Source organism: Trueperaceae bacterium, assembly GCA_002707365.1.
GTDB lineage: Bacteria > Deinococcota > Deinococci > Deinococcales > Trueperaceae > UBA6957.
Window position 1 is genome coordinate 113,577 of sequence record PAMQ01000004.1, and the last position, 20,849, is coordinate 134,425.

General features: G+C 46.6%; 19 protein-coding genes. 10 read left to right on the forward strand and 9 right to left on the reverse strand.

Annotated features, from left to right (window positions below; translation table 11 throughout):
- Positions 1-61 precede the first annotated feature (61 nt).
- From ctaD to CMO31_01605, 3 genes are all read right to left on the reverse strand, one after another.
- Positions 62-1,972, reverse strand: a complete 1,911-nt coding sequence (gene ctaD / locus CMO31_01595) for a cytochrome c oxidase subunit I (GenBank protein MAZ52693.1) — start codon at positions 1,970-1,972, stop codon at positions 62-64.
- A gap of 16 nt (positions 1,973-1,988) precedes the next feature.
- Positions 1,989-3,152 (reverse strand): cytochrome c oxidase subunit II, encoded by a 1,164-nt coding sequence (gene coxB / locus CMO31_01600; protein MAZ52694.1) that lies wholly within the window; start codon positions 3,150-3,152, stop codon positions 1,989-1,991.
- Positions 3,153-3,519: 367 nt separating this feature from the next.
- Positions 3,520-4,374: a fatty acid-binding protein DegV gene (locus tag CMO31_01605; protein ID MAZ52695.1), complete on the reverse strand. Its 855-nt coding sequence runs from the start codon at positions 4,372-4,374 to the stop codon at positions 3,520-3,522.
- A 110-nt stretch (positions 4,375-4,484) separates the two neighbouring features.
- Between CMO31_01605 and CMO31_01610 the strand changes: the two genes are divergently transcribed.
- On the forward strand, positions 4,485-5,249 hold the full coding sequence (locus CMO31_01610; protein ID MAZ52696.1) for a hypothetical protein: 765 nt from the start codon (positions 4,485-4,487) through the stop codon (positions 5,247-5,249).
- Between the two features lie 22 nt (positions 5,250-5,271).
- Here CMO31_01610 and CMO31_01615 read toward each other — a convergent pair whose 3' ends face one another.
- Together CMO31_01615 and CMO31_01620 are read right to left on the reverse strand one after the other, a co-directional pair.
- On the reverse strand, positions 5,272-6,537 hold the full coding sequence (locus CMO31_01615) for an amine oxidase (GenBank protein MAZ52697.1): 1,266 nt from the start codon (positions 6,535-6,537) through the stop codon (positions 5,272-5,274).
- 89 nt (positions 6,538-6,626) lie between these two features.
- On the reverse strand, positions 6,627-7,634 hold the full coding sequence (locus CMO31_01620) for an aspartate-semialdehyde dehydrogenase (GenBank protein ID MAZ52698.1): 1,008 nt from the start codon (positions 7,632-7,634) through the stop codon (positions 6,627-6,629).
- Between the two features lie 454 nt (positions 7,635-8,088).
- On the opposite strand from CMO31_01620, the gene CMO31_01625 reads away from it, so the two are divergent.
- The 9 genes from CMO31_01625 to CMO31_01665 all read left to right on the forward strand — a co-directional run bounded on the left by CMO31_01625 (position 8,089) and on the right by CMO31_01665 (position 17,030).
- On the forward strand, positions 8,089-8,358 hold the full coding sequence (locus tag CMO31_01625; GenBank protein ID MAZ52699.1) for a hypothetical protein: 270 nt from the start codon (positions 8,089-8,091) through the stop codon (positions 8,356-8,358).
- Positions 8,345-9,445: a glutamate 5-kinase gene (gene proB / locus CMO31_01630; protein ID MAZ52700.1), complete on the forward strand. Its 1,101-nt coding sequence runs from the start codon at positions 8,345-8,347 to the stop codon at positions 9,443-9,445. Before CMO31_01625 ends, proB begins: the two co-directional genes overlap by 14 nt.
- An 81-nt stretch (positions 9,446-9,526) precedes the next feature.
- On the forward strand, positions 9,527-10,711 hold the full coding sequence (locus CMO31_01635; protein MAZ52701.1) for an ATP phosphoribosyltransferase regulatory subunit: 1,185 nt from the start codon (positions 9,527-9,529) through the stop codon (positions 10,709-10,711).
- On the forward strand, positions 10,701-11,327 hold the full coding sequence (locus CMO31_01640; GenBank protein MAZ52702.1) for an ATP phosphoribosyltransferase: 627 nt from the start codon (positions 10,701-10,703) through the stop codon (positions 11,325-11,327). The genes CMO31_01635 and CMO31_01640 overlap by 11 nt, the downstream gene beginning before the upstream one ends.
- A gap of 218 nt (positions 11,328-11,545) precedes the next feature.
- The gene (rpoD, locus tag CMO31_01645; GenBank protein ID MAZ52703.1) at positions 11,546-12,838 is read left to right on the forward strand and encodes an RNA polymerase sigma factor RpoD; all 1,293 of its coding nucleotides are present in this window, start codon (positions 11,546-11,548) and stop codon (positions 12,836-12,838) included.
- Between the two features lie 114 nt (positions 12,839-12,952).
- The gene (locus tag CMO31_01650; protein MAZ52704.1) at positions 12,953-13,873 is read left to right on the forward strand and encodes a glycerophosphodiester phosphodiesterase; all 921 of its coding nucleotides are present in this window, start codon (positions 12,953-12,955) and stop codon (positions 13,871-13,873) included.
- A 13-nt stretch (positions 13,874-13,886) separates the two neighbouring features.
- Entirely contained in the window at positions 13,887-15,077 is a 1,191-nt protein-coding gene (locus CMO31_01655; protein ID MAZ52705.1) for a CoA transferase, read from the forward strand.
- 266 nt (positions 15,078-15,343) lie between these two features.
- Positions 15,344-16,246, forward strand: a complete 903-nt coding sequence (locus tag CMO31_01660; protein MAZ52706.1) for an ABC transporter — start codon at positions 15,344-15,346, stop codon at positions 16,244-16,246.
- The gene (locus CMO31_01665) at positions 16,227-17,030 is read left to right on the forward strand and encodes a hypothetical protein (protein ID MAZ52707.1); all 804 of its coding nucleotides are present in this window, start codon (positions 16,227-16,229) and stop codon (positions 17,028-17,030) included. Before CMO31_01660 ends, CMO31_01665 begins: the two co-directional genes overlap by 20 nt.
- Positions 17,031-17,128: 98 nt before the next feature.
- Here CMO31_01665 and CMO31_01670 read toward each other — a convergent pair whose 3' ends face one another.
- The 4 genes from CMO31_01670 to CMO31_01685 form a co-directional block, all read right to left on the reverse strand.
- Complete coding sequence (locus tag CMO31_01670) at positions 17,129-18,061, reverse strand: TIGR01777 family protein (protein ID MAZ52708.1); 933 nt, start codon at positions 18,059-18,061, stop codon at positions 17,129-17,131.
- Positions 18,062-18,128: 67 nt separating this feature from the next.
- On the reverse strand, positions 18,129-18,815 hold the full coding sequence (locus CMO31_01675) for a cytochrome C biogenesis protein (protein MAZ52709.1): 687 nt from the start codon (positions 18,813-18,815) through the stop codon (positions 18,129-18,131).
- A gap of 80 nt (positions 18,816-18,895) precedes the next feature.
- On the reverse strand, positions 18,896-19,441 hold the full coding sequence (locus CMO31_01680; protein ID MAZ52710.1) for a hypothetical protein: 546 nt from the start codon (positions 19,439-19,441) through the stop codon (positions 18,896-18,898).
- A 162-nt stretch (positions 19,442-19,603) separates the two neighbouring features.
- The gene (locus tag CMO31_01685; protein ID MAZ52711.1) at positions 19,604-20,833 is read right to left on the reverse strand and encodes a methionine adenosyltransferase; all 1,230 of its coding nucleotides are present in this window, start codon (positions 20,831-20,833) and stop codon (positions 19,604-19,606) included.
- Positions 20,834-20,849: the final 16 nt, after the last annotated feature.

A 20,849-nucleotide genomic window follows, 5' to 3' on the forward strand; every position in this document is an offset into this window, starting at 1 on the left:
TCCGGTAATGGACTGCTGCGATAGGCTTTTGGTGCAACGTGGCTGGTTGCTGAAGTGTCGCTCATGCGATTCCCTCTGACTCCGGATTAATGTGTTTGCCTCCTACACCTTCTAATGCCCAAGCGTAACAACTCACTAAGAGAATTCCTAGAAGTAGTAGAGCTAGCCACCAATTGTCGTAAATGAAAGCATAGCCGCCGAAGAAAATAGCGATAGCGGCTATGAACGGGAACCAAGATTGACCTGGGATGTGGATGCCGGCTCCCCCGTATTCGGCCTGATGGTTGGCCTCAGCTTCAGCTTGGTGGTCCACATCAGCGTGGACAGATTCTGGATACTTCTTAGCCCACCATGAGTCGAGAGATGTGACAACGGGATCTTTAACAAAGTTGTAGTAAGGGGGTGGTGATGTTGTACTCCACTCGAGGGTACGCCCATCCCATGGGTCATTACCTGCTAGTTTGCCATTTCTAAATGCCTGAAAAATGCTAATTAAAAAGATTAGGGCTCCAACCGACATAATCCAGGTTCCTGCAGTAGATAGTTGGTTATAAATTTCCCAACCCAGACCTGCTTCATAACTCTGCACGCGTCGTGGCATCCCTAATAGACCCACAAAATGTTGTGGGAAGAAGACTAGGTGAAAACCCCCAACTACGAGTGCAAATACCCATTTGCCAACTCGCTCGTTAAGTAGACGTCCGGTCATTTTCGGGAACCAGTAGTAAACCCCAGAGAAGAAGGCTAGTAAAGCCCCACCTCCCATAACGTAATGAAAGTGAGCGACCACGAAATAGCTGTCTTGCGCCTGGGCATCGAAGGGAGGTAGGGCTAACATGATTCCTGTTATTCCCCCTAATGTGAAAGTTACTAAAAAGGCTAGAGCAAATAGCATTGATGTGGTGAATTGAATTTTTCCTCCCCAAAGTGTGGCCAGCCAATTGAACACTTTGATCCCTGTTGGAATACCTATCACCACGGTCGTCAGGGTGAAAGCAGCATTGACTACCGGACCTAGACCAGTAGTAAACATATGATGGCTCCACACAGCAAAACCAAGGAATCCGATGAAGATACCAGATAAGACAATAACGGCGTAACCAAAAAGAGGTTTGCGGCTGAAGGTTGGAATGACTTCGCTAATTACGCCAAAGGCTGGGAGGATAATTATATAAACCTCTGGATGGCCGAAGATCCAGAATAAGTGTTGCCACAGGATCGCCATTCCTCCGCCTGCTGGATCGTAGAAAAGCGTACCAAAGGTACGATCCATAAGGATTTGGAATAGGGCAATGGTCAATGGGGGAAAAGCGAACACGATTAGGAACATCGTGATTAAGATCATCCACACAAAAGCTGGCATTCGGAACCAAGTCATGCCTGGTGCACGCATGCTGACGATCGTGACTATGAGGTTCATTGCAGTTACTAAAGTACCCACGCCACTTATTAGAAGGCCAACCATGAAGTAGTCAACACCATTACCTGGATTGTTCGATAGTGATGTTAGTGGAGCGTAAGCGAACCAGCCAACATCAGGTGCACCGCCGAAGATGAAGCTCGAAAGAAGTAAAATACCGCTGAAGGCNTATACCCAATAACCAAAGGCGTTAAGCCTTGGAAAGGCGAGGTCACGGGCTCCAATCATTAGTGGTGCGAAATAATTGGCTAACCCTATTCCGAGCGGCATGATAGCTAGGAACACCATAGTTACACCGTGCATTGTGAACAACTGGTTATAAAGGTCTGGGGAGACTAGGCTTTGTTCAGGGCGAGCAAGCTGTAGTCTCATAACGAACGCTTCGACACTTGCGGTCAAAAAGAAAAATGTGCTGGTAAGGATGTACAGGATTCCCAACCGTTTATGGTCGACAGTTGTAAGCCAACTAAGGATACCCCGATCCCAATTGGGACGGATTAGCAAGCCCGTAGATTCACTGACGGAACGAGTAGATTGCTTTCCGTAGGTCATGTAATCAACCCCTCATCTACCTGGCGCTCACATGCGCCGAGAGTGGATCTTCTTTGCCAAGGCTTAGGAGGTACGCTACAACTGCTGCAATCTCCTTCTCACGATTCGGGTTCGACATAGACCAAAGATTAGGCATTCNGTTGCCTGGTTTTACAGCTTGTGGATCTCGTAACCAAAGAGCGAGGTTATCCTCGTTGTTTTCNAGGATCCCAGCACCTATTGTCGTACGAAGTCCAAAATTAGTCAGATTTGGATAAATGGCCTCACCCACCGTAGTACCCTCTGCAAATCCCGCTACGCTATGGCATGCTGCGCACTTTTGGCCAAAAAGTTGCTGTCCCCACTGGATTTCTGATGTTGTCGCCGCACCGTGATTGGATGGCGCATTGTTCTTCTGCACAGCCTGGAATTTGTTTACCCAGGCGGTAAAGTCATCTTCGGTATCAACAATTACACGACCCCTCATATAGGCGTGAGGTCCCAGGCATAATTCGGCACATTGAGATCGATAAATTCCCGGTTCATCAGCAATGAACCAGAGTTGGTTGTTCTGGTTCGGGATAAGATCGCGCTTTCCTGCTATCTGAGGAACCCAAAAGCTATGCAGTACATCAGCCGAAGTCATATTCAATATAATGCGACGGTCCTCAGGGATATGGATTTCATTAGCTGTGAGGATGCCGAGTTCGGGGTATTCAAATGACCACCACCATTGGTGTCCGATAACATTGATGATGACGTCATCGGGTGTGGGTTTAGCGATCGTTTCGGTCCGGAAAATTGTCCGTACACCAGGAATAGCTACTAGAACAACTAGGATGATTGGAATAATTGTCCAAGTAATCTCTAGCACAGGATTGCCGTGGGTCTGTGTCGGGATCGNNTCATCTCCTCGGCGTCTTCTAAAACGCACGAGAGCGTAAATCATAACTCCAGCCACNAGAATAATTACGAACCAGCTTAGGTAATAGGTGAAGATTAGTAGGTCCACCTGTTGTCTTGCCACGGGCCCGGCAGTCTCGAAAATNGATTGAGGGCCGTTCAAGGAGCAGGCTCCTAGTAAAGGTATCAGTACGAACAGGGGAAGAATCCGGACAAGTTTCCGCATCAATACATTTCCCCATAAACCATCATTTTGNTTTTTGCTGCCAATCGCACCATCAAGACCACAATGTAACACAGGACGGAGGTTACGAAATGTAGACGGATTGTCTCTCTTTTTGTTAACACGAATATCGCTTTAATGACTGGTTCTTTAAAGTCTGCTACTTTAAAAATAGGCACCATAACTAAATTAATTGACGAGTAGTCAAGTTATAGATGGTCAGAGAGGATAAGATTACTTGCCGGTGTATTGCGAATCACTAAGTACAAACGGACGCTAAGAGACTCGGTCGGACTGAACTGTTGGAATATTTTTACTTTTCCCAGCCAGTGATTAAATTTGCATGACCAACAGATCATATGTAGGTTTGTAATAGCCGTATAACCGTGTGCGTCTTAACTCATTTAGTGTATCGAGGCATTGGGATAGTACACCAAAAGCTTTAATCTTTTTCCGTATGTAAGTAAATTCCATAAGACCCTGGGCCAATGTGCGAGGTTAATACTGCTCCCATTTCGTATACACGACCCCCTGTGTACTCAATCCCTGCCTCGTTAAGAGCTATCTTTATCCTATCAACTGCTGAAGCATCCTCAACATGAATAATGTCTAATATTAGGGTGCCTGGGTGAAGTTTTTGGTAGTCCTTAATGTGACCAATTACCTCTCGTAGAGCGCGTTTGTTACCCCGTGCCTTACCTAGTGGGACTATAGTCCCCTCATCTAGACTGAGAATTGGTTTGATGTTGAGGAGTCCCCCAACCAAAGCGCTAGCTCGGCCTAGGCGACCACCCTTCTGTAGAAATTCTAGGTTAGCTACTGTGAAGAGAACATGATTTGTGCTGCGCACGTTTTCGATAGCTACAAGAATTTCCTCGATCGTGGCACCGTTATTCCTTAACTCAGCGGCCTTGCGGGCCATATTGCCTAAGCCAAGACTCGTGTGCCGACTGTCGATTGTTGTTACGGGAATCGGGGAGGTATTTGCGGCAATATTTGCAGATTGAAAAGTTCCTGAGAGGTCGGAACTAATGGTGATGCAGATAATCGCTTCAGCCCCTTCAGTTACNGCTGCTGCATATGCGTCTTCGAAGTCCTTTGGGGTGGGCTGGCTGGTTGTGGGAAGGTCAGCACCCAGTTCTACTCCCCGGATTACGTCACTGGCGCTAATGTCTACCCAATCCCGATGTGTTTTACCTTCGAATTCTATGTACAGTGGTACTCGGCGAATGTCTAGATCGCGAAGTTCAGCGTCTGTTAGATCACAAGTCGAATCTGTTATGACCGCTATTTTCATGCTCTCACCTTTCAGGTCCGGGCTGTTTTCACCCAAGGACCGACCAACTGTGCTATCCGTTAAGAGTATAAGGGAAGGACGTCAAGGTTGAGGCGAAAAGGTTCGAGGTTATGCTAGAGCTCATTTGGTGGNTGTTGCAGCCCAGNACTCTTCTAGCCTTGCTAGCAGTAGCATCTCTGATACTGGCTCGGGTCAAGTGGTATTCACTTTCCAGGTTTTCACTTGGTCTTACCATAACGATTGTTTTGGTAGTAGTGGTGTTGCCAATTGATGAGATTCTCGGTGGCGTCCTAGAGGGTCAGATTTCGCCTCAAGTAGGCCTACCAGATAGAGTCGATGGAATTATTGTTCTTGGCGGGGCACTCGATTGGCGTGTTACCAAGGCGCGAGGTCAGCTTTCTCTGAATGGTAGTGGTGAGCGCTTGGCAGCTGCAGCAGCACTCGGGCAGCGTTACCCTCAGGCCGAACTTGTGTTCACGGGCGTATTTGCGGATCAGTTAATTGATAATTTCCAGACTTACGCTGACCCACAAAGCCTCTTCTTTGGTGAAGCCTTTCAGGACCGCCATCCAACTTTTATCGGCGAGTCAGGTAGTACTTATGAGGATGCCCTGCGTGCTATTGAGGTCTTGCAACCAAAACCTAATGCAAGTTGGATCCTTGTAACTAGTGCACTCCATATGCCCAGGTCATTGGCCACGTTTCAGACTCAGGGCTGGCAACTTATACCCTATCCAGTAGATTATCGGACAACGGGAAAAATCCGTTTTGCTCCCAGCATTAATGTGGCATCTGCTCTTGCGGATCTTGACCTTATTGTTCGAGAATTAGGGGCTTACTGGATTTACCGGTATATGGGTCGAATTGACGACTAAACCAACTAAAAAGTAATAGAGATTAACTACCCCGTACTCTGCTCATCCCGGAAGTATCACCTAGAAGGTGAGCAGCAGCACGTTCACCACTTTCCATGGCACCCTGTAAGGAGCTCATGCTAGTTCGCTCTGAAGCTATTAAGACTCTGGGGTCATGGGTGTTGTTTCCGGGGAGAAGGTTAACGAAATTTGGTGGCTGTTTAAACTGTGCGAAGGGAATATGTTCGACATTAATTAGGTCGAGTTTGTCGACACTGTTGTCCCCATACCAAGCGGCAAGTTCATCACGAACCTCACAATCAATTTCAGCATCTGTACTCCTCTTTGTTCCTAATGTGGTCACGGTTAGCAGATGAAAGCCGTTTGGTGTTAATTCAGGATTGACATTACTTGACCAAAGAGCGTTATTAATGATGCCTCTATCCGCATTTANAATTAGACGCGATTGAGTATCCAAATTTATTCGGGATCCGTAATATAGATAGGTGGCTCCAACAGCCTCAGTAGTAAATCGTAAACCAGTAAGACGTTTAATCTCCTTGGGATCGGTTGCGACTATCAATGACTCTGCTTCGAAGACGCTATTATCCGTAAAAACCTTTATTTTTTTGGAATCCGTTTCGTACTTTCTGACAGGACTTTTTGTCAAAATATCTAATCCTTCAGAAAGCTTTTGAGTTATTACTCCGATTCCCCCTTTAGGCACTACAGTTGGACCGTCAATGAGCATACGAAAGTAGTAGCGAAATAGTCGGGCGCTGCTCGACAAAGTCCTATCCAGTAATATTCCCCCGAAGAATGGCCGGAAGAAGGTTTCAAGTGATCGGTTCGAGAAACCTAGGCGCCTTAGGAAGCTTTCTGTAGATTCATCTTGTCCTATGAGTAATTTCCAAGGTGGAACTGTTTTCAGGCGAGCCACTAAAATAGCNATTCGCGCTTTGTCGGCCATTGATAGGGAGCGAGCTCGGATTGTTCCCAATAGACTTCTAGCATCTCGAACTGGATCGCCAATTAATTCCCGGCCCAAAGCCGTTACTATAACCGCGGATAGTGGTAGGGGGACTAGTTCTAAATCTACAAGATTTAGGTTTCTCNGAACAGCGGGATAAGCGCTGAACAGTACCTGAAAGCCATGGTCGATCCGAAATCCATTAATATTCCGGGTCTGAACCCGGCCCCCTGGATTAGACTTAGCTTCCAGAACTAGGACTTTCTTACCCGCTTTTTGAAGGGTACGAGCTGCGACCAAACCAGCCAAGCCTGCCCCGATTACGATTATTGGTGCCATGTAGCTTAGCCAGGATCCTGTGCTGTGTGCAAAGTAAGCATTTGATGTTTTAGTATCACATCAAGAGGTTAGAGTAATGTTCGTATTAGTTATCCGATTGCGCCTTCCGAGAGAAGGACCTCGGCGATTTGCTCGGCATTAAGTGCCGCCCCCTTACGTATCTGGTCACCAGTAACAAGTAGAGCAATGCCGCCCGGTTTGCTAGCATCGGGGCGTATACGACCGACGATCACGTCATTTTTATCGGACGCAACTAGGGGCATCGGAAAGGTGTTGTTAGTTGGATCATCAATCAAGGTAACGCCAGGAGCTGAGGTCAGGACTTTTGTGACCTCATTTGCGGTTACCGGGACAGAAAACTCTGCGTGAATAGCTTCGCTATGGGCCCTAAACACTGGCACCCGAATACAAGTTGCACTAATCATTAACTCAGGTACTCCAAGAATCTTGCGAGACTCAAGCGACAACTTTCGTTCCTCGGCATTGTAACCGTCCTTCCCTAGCTCACTATCGTGGCTAAACAGATTAAAGGCAATCGGGTGTTGGAATGTTTTTGGCGGGTATTGCTCGCCTCTTAGGAAAGCGTAGGACTGGTTCCTGAGTTCTTCGATCCCAGCCGTTCCTGCACCTGAGACTGCTTGATAGGTTGCTATAGTAGCGCGTTTCAGGCCAAATTCTTTATGCAGTGGAGCGAGTGCCATCAGGGCAATTATTGTGGAGCAGTTAGGGTTTGCAATAATTCCGGAGTGACCTAAAGCATTTTCACCATTTATTTCAGGGATTACTAGTGGACAGCGATCGTCCATCCGCCAGGCGCTGGTATTATCTATTACTACTGCTCCGTTGTCACACCAATCCCAAGCGTGGTCTCGTGAGATCCTTGTGCCAGCTGATGAAAACACAACGTCCGCATTTAAGTTTCCATCCTCGGGCAAAGTTTTGGTCTTAAGGGTATGGTTATCAAAAACTATTTCCTTTCCTTCTGAGCGAGCGGAAGCGTAAAGCTCCAAAGACGTTAGTGGGAAGGAACGCTCATAGAGGAGTTTCATTAACTCCTGACCAACAGCCCCAGTTGCACCTACGATGGCGACTCTCATAATTACAATTCTCCTCTAAGGGGCCCTGCTGGTTCTTTGAAGTTCCCCAAGATTTGGGCCCGCTACTGCTAGCACGTTAACTCTGGCCTTTTGAGCCGACATGTTTTACTAGTAGTTTTTGCATAACCTCTATAGTCTACTGGGCATATCATTCTGTATTTAGCCGGAGTGTAGCATGTGTAGATTGTTCAACCTATTCCCAAGTTTTAGGAAGAATGGTTTTTAGGATAGATTGTCGAAAATGAACATTTTCGTTAGGTCGTAATTACCTTACCGTTCGCTGCAACCTTTTGGTAGAAGGTTGCCGCTCTTTTTTATGGAAAATTTCAGATAATAGAATTCGTTTCCTTGTTTGAGCTTTTGTGTTAATTATACAACCAAGTGCCTTGGGTATTTGTGCCGCTATAAGTCACCAAGGACTTGTCGGGGGTCTTCTTGTCGTACGATAAGTAGCATGGCGAGCAAAAGCCCTCAGCGAGTTGATTGGCACTCGCTTGAACGGCGGATTCCATTGGACGAACTTCCTGCATTCCATCGAGCATTTTTGGCGTTGGTTGATCCTAGTGAAAAATGGGATAAGACCTTGCTACGGAGGATTCAGGGTAAGGTCCAAGCAAACCTTAAGCGGTTACGGCGAGAGGGGCGCGCTGAGAAATCTGGGAAGAAGTTATGGGTCGACCTAGATCTAATCCCCGACATCTGCCTGTGTTATTTGGAGGAGTAAGGTGGAAGCCTGGAAGCGGATAGTGATAAAGGTTGGGAGTAGTAGCCTAACTGATGAATCAGGGCGGATTCATTCGCCGAAATTGCAGTCTATTGCTCGAGGATCACAAATACTCGCTGAGAAAAATGGAGCTAGATTTGCTTTGGTATCGTCGGGCGCGGGGGCAGCTGGTAAAGAGCGTCTTGGTTTAACTCGCCCTTTGACTCTTCCAGAAAAACAGGCCGCAGCAGCTGTGGGACAAGCGTTGTTGGTACTGGATTGGGCGCAGGCTTTTGTCCCGCTGCCTGTAGCTCAGTTGCTTCTTACTGCATCAGATATGCAGGAGAGAGAGCGGTATGTGAACGCTCGCAATGCACTTGAGGCCAGTTTTCGTTTAGGGGCTGTACCCGTTATCAATGAGAATGACAGCGTTGCAACGGAGGAGCTGAAGTTTGGCGATAATGATACTCTTTCTGCTTGGACTGCTTATCTGATGGATGCTGACGTCCTCGTAATTCTTACGGATGTTGAAGGGCTCTATGATTCAGATCCGCGTCTTAATCCTGATGCAAAGCAAATCGGAATTGTCGAAGATGTTAGCGAGATTGAACATCTAGCAGGTACCGCAGGCTCAAAGCGAGGCACTGGGGGCATGATTACTAAGCTTGGGGCAGCTCGGATAGCTACCGAGGCTGGTATAGAGACACTGATTATAGGTGGAGGAGGAGAGGGTTTAGAAGCACTTGCTCGAGGAAAGGTGCAGGGTACTCGAATTCGGGCGCGTAAGCCTACGCCAGCTCGGAAGGCATGGCTGTCTCAACAAGCATGTCAGGGGCAGGTCTTAGTCGATGCTGGTGCAGTACGTGCCCTTTCTGAAGGAAAGAGTCTTCTGCCGAGCGGTGTTATTGGATTAAATGGCTCGTTTGAGTTTGGTGATGCAGTCACCCTCGTTTCAGAGGAGCATGAGATTGGTCGGGGATTGTCTAACTACTCCAGTGATGCCTTAAAGCTTATTCTTGGTTTGCAAACCCACCAAATTTTCGATGTATTAGGCTATAAGGACTATGATGAAGTAGTGCATCGTGACAACCTGGTATTGATTCGTTAAGACCATATATGGCTTACGCGTTTTGTTCCGATGGTGCTACGATGCCGATATGAGCTTTCGAGTGCAACGTGAGTTTCCGTTGTGAGTCGGGTATCGACCCACGGTGTGCCTGAGGGAACGCGCTACGAGCTTGCTGATTCCGCTCGACGCAGAGGAAATGTGCTTGCCAGATTGCACCGGTTGTATGAACTTTGGGGTTATGCCCGAGTTGAATTGCCTGTGCTGGAACACTACGATCCTGCGCATCCGAGAGAACCACAATCATTCAAATTTTCAGATAGAGATAATGGGGTCTTGGCTTTGCGGTCTGATTTCACTCCAGCATTGGCAGGTTTGGTACGTCATTCTCACTCCCGTATCGCGGCTGGGAGTAAAGAGCCTTTGAGGTTGCAATATGCTGGTCGAGTATGGCACGCCATTGATCCGGATCTGGCACGGACCCGCGAATTCACGCAAATAGGAATAGAGCTTGTTGGTATAAGTAATGCTCGGGCTGATGCAGAACTCATCCATTTAGCTCGGGAGTCAGTTCGTGTGGTGGATCTGGTTCCACGCGTAGAGATTGGGAATCCCGGATTCGTGCGTGCTCTTCTTCGGCTGTCTGAAATCCCTGAGAAAAGGCATGGACGTCTGGCTGATGCTATAGATCGGAAAGATGCCAGCGATATTGAGAATCAACTTGTTGAGCAACAGTTAGCTCCAGACCTCAGGGCTGCATTTCACAAAGTGACGGAACTTTACGGGAGACCCCAGGTTTTGGAAGAAGCGAGGCGAGCTGCCCCTTGGGAAGAAACGATGAGGGAATTGGACCGACTTGAAGAGACATTAGCTGAATTCGAGGATGACTCTGAACTACTTCTTGATTTAGGCATGGCCCGTCGCCTAAGTTATTACACTGGTGTTACCTTTCGGGCATACACTTTTTATTTTGGTCAACCTCTCTTAGGAGGCGGTAGGTATGACGGAGCGCTTCTTCCTTATGCAGCAGGTTTCTCTTTCGGACTCGAGAGATTGATGCTTGCTTTGCCAGAATCTAAGGAGCTCTCTAGGCCATTAGTTGTTAGCCTTGATGATGCGGTATCAAGACGACTGAGGACTGCAGGCTTTGTCGTCCAACGGGCTCTAACCTCGGATGTTGATGCAGCAAGGCGAGATGCTTCCAATCGCGGTATACCTTATCTCTTTTCAGACACTCTTGAGTCGCTCATATCTGATCCTCCTGACAAGGACCTTCTTGAGAGGGCACTTAATAGCGATGATGGGTGAGAAGTTGACATTGGCGCTTCCTAAAGGCCGGGTAATGGAAAAAGGCCTTGCTATTTTCCAGCGTGCCGGACTTAAAATTGTCGTTGCAGACTCCTCGCGGGCCTTACGATATGACGCAGGGGACGTAATTTTAATCGAGATGAGGAATCGAGACATCCCCACTTATGTAGAGCTAGGCGTTGCAGACGCCGGAGTGGTTGGAAAAGATGTGTTAAGCGAGATGGAGAGTCGACTCTTTGCGCCCGTGGATCTTGGATTTGCAGCGTGTAGGTTATCGCTCATTCGTAAGAGGGGGGACATAGGTGATCTTTATAGGGTCGCAAGTAAGTACCCGAATCTTGCAGCAGAATATCTCAGCAGGATTGGTTCTAATGCAGAGGTAATCAAACTCGCTGGAAATGTTGAGCTGGCTTGTATAACGGGTCTTGCTGATGCAGTGGTAGACATAGTAGAAACCGGGAGTACTTTACAAGATAATGACCTTATAGAGATTGATGTGATTCTACGATCCAGTGCTCGTTTCGTTGTTAACCGAGCGGCTTTAAAACTAAAGGCAGATAGTTTGCGGCCACTAATTGCTAATCTTAAAATGGCTGTTGAGGACCAGTGCGGATAAGTTGTCTTTAGATATCGAAAATCGGAGTTAACTGGGTTAAGTATACTGTTCTAGGTGTGATGAGGATGCTGCTCCACTTATGCTACAATCCGGGCCTGGTAGGTCTTTCTTAAGAGATTTGCTTTAGGTAATTATTGGGCCGTAGGAGACCAATGCTGTTAGTGCAGTCTAGCTAAGTTAATCATAAATTACGACACCACCGTAACGAAGGAGCCAGTATGGCTAAAGTGAAAGAGAAAGTTGCCAAAATCCCTAAATTACCAGCCTGGATTGAATCTCCCCAGATCAAGGAGCTTCTTGAACAAGGTCAAGAGGAAGGTTCTTTGGACACTGAAAGGATCAGTGTAGCTTTTAATCAAGCCTTAAAACACCTAAAGTTGGATAGCCAAGAAGCTAATTTTGAGGATTTGATGGGCATAATAGCGGAGAAAAAAATAGCTATTGCTGATCTAGCCGATGACGAAATTCTTGACGATGACGGTATTCAGGAAGGGAACGGAGAAAATGCTGAACAGGGGGTCGAGGAAGATACCGCGATGGGTCGGCGCGAGCTTGAAGCGAGAGCTGAAGCCCTTGCTGATTCAAGAGTCAAGACTAATGATCCGGTCCGCCAATATTTGCAGGAGATAGGTCGAGTCAAACTACTTACGTTGGAAGAGGAGATCGCTCTTGCGCGGCGTATCGAAGAAGGAGAAGAGGCTCGCGATACTTTACTTGAAAAACCAAAAGGACTTTCCGAGCGCGATCTCCGTGGGTTAGGTAGGATCGTGGAGGACGGAGATTTAGCTAGACAACATTTGATAGAGGCAAACCTTAGACTTGTGGTCTCTATCGCTAAAAAATATAACGGTCGTGGAATGAGTTTCCTTGACCTTATTCAAGAAGGAAATCAGGGACTAATCAGAGCTGTGGAGAAATTCGAGTATCGTCGGCGTTACAAGTTTTCTACCTATGCTACTTGGTGGATACGCCAAGCTATAAACCGGGCGATTGCCGACCAATCAAGGACTATCCGTATTCCAGTCCATATGGTTGAGACTATCAATAAATTGACCAGGGCTTCTCGTCGTTTGCAACAGGAACTTTCCCGTGAGCCTACTTACGAGGAGATTGCTGACGCCATGGGTCCTGATTGGACTGCTGACAAGGTTGAAGAAGCATTCAAACTTACCCGGGAGCCATTTAGCCTAGAAACTCCTATCGGCGATGAGGAAGACAGCTTCTATGGAGATTTCATACCGGATGAGAATGTCGAGAGCCCAGTTGAGCAAGCAAGCAAAATCATTTTATCTGAAGAATTAGAAGAGGCATTGAGTAAGCTAAATGAGCGCGAAGCAATGGTACTTAAGCTCCGAAAAGGTCTAGTTGATGGTCGGGAGCACACTCTGGAGGAAGTAGGTAGTCACTTCGGTGTAACCCGGGAACGTATTCGGCAGATTGAGAACAAGGCTCTCCGGAAACTTAAGTATCATGAGAGCCGTACTCGTAAGCTCCGTGATTTCTTAGATTAATTTCTTCTTCCTGCACTCGATCATTTCGTGGTGAAGGTGGCGACCTAACTATCTGTGCTTAGCAGATCACGTAAGTTGTTTCCGGATTTGGTCGTACAGATGTAACATTATTGGATGCGGGTAGCTTTTCGCCTACTTTCGATTGTTCTGGTCCCTGCAATAGTAATTTATATTGTATTTATTTTATGGGCTTCACCTCGCCCATCGCATCTCTTTTACCAAGGCCTTGAAACCCCGCTTGTTATAGCTCATAGGGGTGGTGCAGGGCTTTGGCCCGAGAACACCTTGTTTTCCTTCCAACGTGCAGCTGAGCTTGGCGTAGATGTCCTTGAAATGGATGTGAGGGCTAGCTTAGATGGTGTCCTGGTTGTTGTCCATGATGAGACTGTTGACCGTACAACGGATGGTAAGGGACTGGTAGAGGAGTTGACTTTTGCTGAGTTACGGTCTCTAGATGCCGGTTACAATTGGTCGTCGGAACAGAAAGGGTACAAGTTTCCTTATCGAGGGTTGGGCATTCAGATACCTGCCCTCAAAGATGTTTTGACGCGGTTTCCTGAGACAAATATGGCAATTGAGATTAAGCCGGATTCGGAGGTCGTTACCCGAACCCTTTGCGATACCTTGCGAGAGGCAAGAAGAGCTGAATCTGTAATAGTTGGCAGTTTTCATCGACGGGTATTGTCAAACTTTCGGAAAATATGTCCTGAATTTGCGACTTCAGCCTCTCCTCGTGAGGTTCTAATATTTTTCCTGCTAAATACAGTTTTCCTTAGTGACACCTATAAGCCGGTAATAGAAGCTTTTCAAGTCCCAGAATACCAAGGAGGCCTACGAGTTGTAACATCACGGTTTGTTTCCGCCGCTAGACGGAAAAATGTTGATGTCCAAGTGTGGACGGTTAACCTCAGGAGCGATATTAGCCGGCTTCTTGACATGAAAGTTGGAGGTGTCATCACCGACCGGCCTGACCGCATGTTACAGGAATTGGGTCGTGGTGGTCAGGTTGAACTGATTGACGGTGTGTCTCCGTAAATTGGAGGTAACAATGATGCTTGAAGAGGTGACGGTACTAGATCTGACTCGGGTCCTAGCTGGACCGTACTGCACCCAACTACTTTCTGATTTGGGTGCCACGGTGATCAAGATAGAATCGGTTGTTGGTGACGATACTCGGTCTTGGGGACCTCCATTTGTAGATGGCGAGAGTGCTTACTACCTATCCACTAACCGGGGCAAAAAAAGTGTGGTGGTTAATCTAAAGGATGAGCGGGGCCGCTCATTAGTCTCTCGATTAGCTATGGATGCTGATGTCCTTGTCGAAAACTTTAAAACTGGGGACCTTGTTCGTTATGGGCTCGATTATCAGACGCTACAAGGTCATAATCCCCAGCTTGTATACACTTCCATCACTGGGTTTGGTCAAACTGGTCCTCGTGCAGCAGAGCCGGGCTACGATGCATCAATTCAGGGTTTGGTGGGATTAATGGCGATGACTGGTGAAAAGAATGGCGGTCCGACCAAGATTGGGGTAGCTTGGGTCGACGTGCTTACCGGGGTTCATGCAGCAACTGGGATTTTAGCGGCACTTTACGAAAGGAACCGTACGGGTAAAGGACGTTATTTGGATATAGCCCTTTTTGATGTGGCTTTAGCGAGCATGGTTAATCAGGCCCAGGCTACTTTACTTACCGGTCAGGCCCCTGTCCCTCTGGGTAGTGGTCATCCTAGTCTAGTTCCTTACCAAGCTTTTTTAGCTCGCGAAGGTTCCCTCGTCATTGCTGTGGGTAATGACACTCAGTTTACCAGCCTGTGTGAAGTTCTTGATATTACGCAATTGGCGTCGGACGCACGTTTTGCAACAAACGAGAGTCGTGTAGAGCATAGAGAGGTGCTTGTTGGAAAACTGGAATCAGCATTTCTACGGCGTGATCGGGACGATTGGATCGAGCGCCTTCGGGCGGCTGGTGTACCTGTAACTCCAGTCAACACACTGCCCGAGGCTTTAGGGGATCCTCAGGTCGCTGCTCGTCACATGGTTTCAGAGATTATTCACCCGACTGTTGGACCCATTCCAATGGTGGGAAGTCCTTTTGGAAAAGTGGCTTCGAGGAGATCTGCGCCCCCCTACCTTGGTCAACATACTCGTGAGGTGTTGGAGGGAACCCTTGGATTAACAAGACAAGAAATAGATGGTCTTATACAGGACAGCGTTGTAGGCTCTGACACAAAAGACTAATTATGTAGCTACGACGGAGAGTTTTACAATCCTGACGCTGAAGACCAATCCCAGCAACTAGTTTTTTCTCTTGACATTTTTTGGTGTTTGTCGATGGTACTGGGGTGCTGGGTAATTGTTCTATTTGGATGTTTCATCTTTTTAGAGCTCAACGTGGGCACAAGTTACAAGATTTCTTTGTGTAGATCTTATATGTGCTAGATTGCTGGCGGCTTCCGCAACCAATTAGTTACACAAAAAATGATGTAGTCGATATAAGGAGTAATATGCCAAAAAAAGTACCACTAAAATTAACTCATCTCACAAAAACCTACGGTCAGTACAGGGGCATAGATGATGTAAGTATGGAGCTGGAAAATGGTGAGGTTTTCGGTTTTCTAGGACCAAATGGAGCTGGAAAAAGCACAACCATTCGCACCATTCTCAACTTCATCAAACCGTCGTCAGGCTCAGCAACTATTTTAGGGTTAGACAGTGTCAAAGAAAGTGTTGCGATTAAAAACCACGTTGGCTATTTAGCAGGTGACATTGCACTGTATAAAAATATGAAAGGCAGGGATGCTCTGAAATTCCTAACTAGCCTTGGCAAAAAAACTGATTGGAAATATGTCGATGAACTTGTAGAAAGATTGAATGCAAATTTAGAAAGACCGATGCACACACTTTCAAAGGGTAACGTACAAAAAGTTGGTCTTATTCAGGCATTTATGCATAAGCCAGAAATACTCGTTCTAGATGAGCCGACAAGTGGTCTTGACCCGCTTATGAAAGAGGCGTTCTACGCTATGGTTCTTGAAATGAAGACAGAGGGTAAGACTATATTCGTTTCGTCACACGACTTAACAGAAGTACAGAAAATATGTGACCGAGCAGCTTTTATTAGTGAAGGCAAGCTAATGGGCATAGAAGACGTTAGGAATGCAAAATCGCTTAATCTTCGACGTTTCCGTGCGACATTTGATACTAAACCTGACAAGTCTAAATTTGCTGAATTAAAATCAGTTAAGGAAGTTATCGTAAATGACAATGACTTGACGGCAACCATAACAGGTAGTGTTGCGGAGTTTGTGAGTGAATTAGCAAAGCACAAACCAGTAGACTTGGACGAGCAAGAGACGAACCTAGAAGATTTATTTATGCACTACTATAATGAGAACAAAAATGCTTAATTCAATATTTGGTAAAGCTGTTTGGGACAGAAAAATTGGTCTATTTGCCACTTCATTAGGCATGTTTGTATTTGCACTTCTGTTTACGGTATTACATGAGTCGTTTGCAGGTGAGATAACTCGATTTGCAAATATTGTCCCATCAGAGCTTTCAGCATTCGTTGGTGACATGTCAGCGGCGGCAACGCCAGAGGGTTTTTTAGCTGTTGAATTATATTCTCTATTCTTACCGTTTGCTGTCGCAATCACAGGCATCGCATTTGCTTCAAAAGCAATCGGTAGAGAAGAAGACTCTGGTACGCTTGAATTACTACTAGCGAGCCCAATAAGCAGAAGTAAGATAATCTGGCAGAAACTCGCTGCAATTAAAACTACTCTATTCATAGTGGCATTTAGTGCATTTCTAGGCGTAGTTCTTGGTAAGGCGCTGTTTGTCTTTGATGTGAACCTTAAAAATGTGGCTCTGGCATCTCTATCTGTCTTTTTACTCGGAATGGTATATGCGATGGCTTCACTAGCGGCACAAGGTTTAACAGGCAAAACGAGCGTTGGTAGTGGTATAGGTGCAGGATTGTTGGTGTTAACTTACGCGGCAAATATTGTTTCTAAGTTAGTAGACAATCTTGAAGGCCTTAGATATTTTTCGCCGTTCTACTATCTAGATGTTTCAGGAGTGCTAAACGGTAATGGTGAGTTGGTTAATTTCGCAGTTTTACTTGGTATAACGGCAATCTTCTACGTCATGGCACACATAGGGTTTGTTAATAGAGATACTGGTGTTTAGATAGTAAGTTGACGCTTATATTTGATTGCTGAACGGTAGCGCTAGGTTTGACTCGTGTTCTTTGACGGCCGCTGATTGGGTAAAAACTTATGCAAGGATTAGCTGTACATCTTTTTCATCAACTCACCTAAATCTGGGAAGTGATAGTCAAATTCCTCAGACAAAAGTTTTCCGGGGATTGCACGGGTACTAGCTAGTATGAGTTCATCGGCAACGGCACCAAGTATCAAGCGGAGACCGTAGGCTGGAACTCGTAAGAATGCAGGTTTCCTTAACTGGCGAGCTAACATCTGGGTAAGCTTGATTTGGCGAACAGGTTTGGGGGCGACGATGTTGTATGCACCACAGCTAGACTCATTTTCTATAAGGTGGAGCACTGCACGGGCATAGTCATGTGCGTCTATCCATGTAAACCACTGCTTACCTCCTCCCAGTGGCCCACCAATAAAACCCTTGATGGGTTTTAAGAATCTTCGCCACGCAAGTGCTTCGGGAGCAATTGCGAATGAGGGGCCGCGTCCAATCACCAGCCGCACTATTTTCGATACAGGCTGGGCAGATAATTCCCAACGTTCGGTGATATCGGACAAAAGAGAGGATCCGGGGCCAGCGTTCTCTGTAAGTAATTCTTCGCCACGGTCGCCGTATAAACCGACAGCAGATGCTTGGTACCAAACTTTTGGGGGATTACGTGTTCGGAAGAATGCTTCCACCAAAGTACTAGTAGAATCTAGCCGGCTCTCCAAAACCGTACGCCGGTGTTTGGGCCCGAGTCTGCCAGCACCTATCGATGAGCCAGCCAGGTTTATTATTGCGTGCGCCCCATTAAGTATAGAAGCTAGCCTATTAATTTCATTCAAATTCGCGGTCGATACAGATTCGGGTGACCATTGCACAGTTTGTGCAGTTCGGAGGTTTCTATTGACGCTCCTCGTTAGGACAACTACATCGTATTCGCTAGCTGCCTGCACCAGGTAGCGCCCAAGAAGTCCCGTGCCTCCCGCAATTACGATTCGTTTCTTGGTCACAATGTTATTCCAAAGTTATTGCGAGGGGGGGGTTGATCTTGGTTGGTCAGCAGTAGCGTCCAATAGTAATTCAAAGCTTGCTACCTTCCAGGACTTGGTCTATGGCTGTTCCGGTGAGATATCCGAGGAAAGAGGGTACAAGAGGGAGAACACATGGGGAAAGGAAAGAAAGTATTCCGGCAAAGAAAGAAAGGCCAAGTGTTGGGGTTTTTGCACCACCTAAAATTAACCCTTCGACACTACCTAGGCTTGCTAGGTAAGGACCAAAGAGTTTTATAGATCCCGTCAGCAAGACAAAGCCGACTAAAATTAGAAGTACTCCACCAGCCTTTTCAAGGAGGTTTGTGTAGCGTCGAAGCCTCTGCCAAGCTGGTATAGCCTGACCAAAGATAAGGAACGGAATGGTTAAACCAAGCGCATAGAAACCGAGCAATAAGCTTCCCTTAACAGCGTTGCCTGTAGCAGCTGCGATGCCTAGTATTCCAGCTAGCATAGGTCCGATGCAGGGTGTCCAGCCAGCTGCGAAAGCAACACCTACTATTACAGACCTGAGATATCCTGCGGATTTATTTTGTATATGGAACCGCACGTCTCGTTGAAGGAAAAGTATGGGGATAAGGCCGAGTTTAATTAGCCCCATAGCCATTAGGAAAATCCCAGCTGCGATTCTAACAATATTGCCAAATTCGAATAAGAAATTGCTGACTAAACCGGCACTAAATCCTAACGCAACGAATATTGCTGATAAACCGAGCATAAATGCCACAGTGTGCAAAGCCAGGTGCAAACGTACCGGAACACTGTTGGGATTATTCGAGGATAATTGGCAACTAATTTTCAAGGACTCCACTCGACTCCGAGGCCGGATAGGTGATCCATCATCTCATCGGCGGTGATTGGGCCCACCTTAACGCTAGATATTATTCCATCGTCCCCTATGAAGAAAGTTGTGGGCATAGCCCTGACTCTGTAGTTTCCAGCCAGGAGGTTTTGAGAACTGTCAAATTTAACGTTGGGGTAATTATTGAGCTGGGCCTTAGTAGGACTAAACAAGGTTAGTAGATTAGTAGTTACCTGCTCATCAAGGAATTTCAAGGCGCGGTCAGCATTTTCTCCCAGGTTGATTAGTAGAAATGTTACTTGGATTTTGTCTATATTTATTTCGTTATGAACTTGTTGAAATAAAGGGATCTCATCAATACAGAAAGAGCACCAGGTGGCCCAGGCATTGAGGACTATAGCTTGGTCTTTGAAATCATCCATGCGGACCACCTGACCATTTTTGTTGACCAGAGTGAATTCGTGAGCTAGTTGCCCTGGATTTTGCGCTAATGCAGCACTTGCTAAGACTCCTAATGTTGTGAGGAGAAGTCTACTTAGCATGCAAATAGGTCCTGGGAGGGTGTTAAGAGCCTAGAAAGCCTGATGCTTTGATCTAAAGTAGCAAATTTATAGGAGAATTTCGGGAGAAGCCAATCAAGCCCCCACTTGTACTGCTCAAAATATAACCAGCAACATATAGATTTATTAAGGTTATCCGAGAAGTTAATTCTGTAGGCCCTCTTTCGAATAAGCTAATTCGTGAAGTTGGGCAGCTCGATCTGTTGCTTCCCATGGAAAGGCTTCCCTGCCAAAATGCCCGTAGCTACTAGTTGGCGTGTAGATAGGTTGTTTTAAGTTAAGTTGTTTAATGATTGCTGCAGGTCTTGGATCGAAAACTTTCAAAACCATTTGAATGAGACTTTCTTCATCGAAATCAGAAGTTCCGAAAGTATCTAAGTACATACCAACTGGTTGAGCGACGCCAATCGCGTAAGCTAATTGGACCTGACAGCGTTTTGCAAGGCCAGCCGCAACCACATTTTTTGCTATGTAACGGGCGTAATAGCTAGCGCTACGATCGACCTTCGTTGGGTCTTTACCGCTGAAGGCACCGCCACCGTGAGGAATAGCACCACCGTATGTATCGACTATGATTTTCCTGCCCGTTAAGCCAGCGTCAGCTTGGGGGCCGCCAATAACGAATCGGCCCGTGGGGTTTATGTATATACGTGTGTTGTGGGTAATTAATGCTGTGGGAATAACTTCACGGATTACTAACTCTTCGAGGTCACGGCGTAGGGTTTCTTGGTCAATATCGGGTGAGTGTTGAGCTGAAACTACTAAAGCAGTTGCCTCAATGGCTCTATCACCGTCGTAAGCGATGGTGACCTGTGATTTGCCATCTGGGCGTAGGTACTCGAGAAGGCTATTTTTTCGAACCTCAGCCAGGCGAGCAGCCAGTTTGTGGGCTAGGCTAATAGGAAGGGGCATAAGTTCTGGAGTCTCAGAAACGGCATAACCAAACATCAGGCCCTGGTCTCCAGCTCCAGTTTGATCAAAGGGATCACCAGAATGCGAGTCTAGAGCCTCATTAACTCCCATCGCGATGTCTGGAGACTGATCATGTACAGCAATGAGAACAGCGCAGTGGTCTGCGTCTATACCGAAGGCGCTATCGGTGTAACCGACTTCCCGTACAGTCCTGCGAACTATTTCTTGGAAGTCCACGTAACCTTGGCAGGTGATTTCACCTGTTATAAGGGCTACTCCTGTAGATAAGATGGTTTCTATAGCTACTCTGGCATCCGGGTCCGTAGCTAGAATAGCGTCGAGCACACCGTCGCTGATACGGTCAGCGAGTTTATCCGGGTGCCCTTCAGTGACAGACTCTGCAGTGACCAGCCTTTGCAATCGAATTACCCCCTTAAGATTTTGAGATGAACCGTGTCTCATTAAACAGGATACCAAT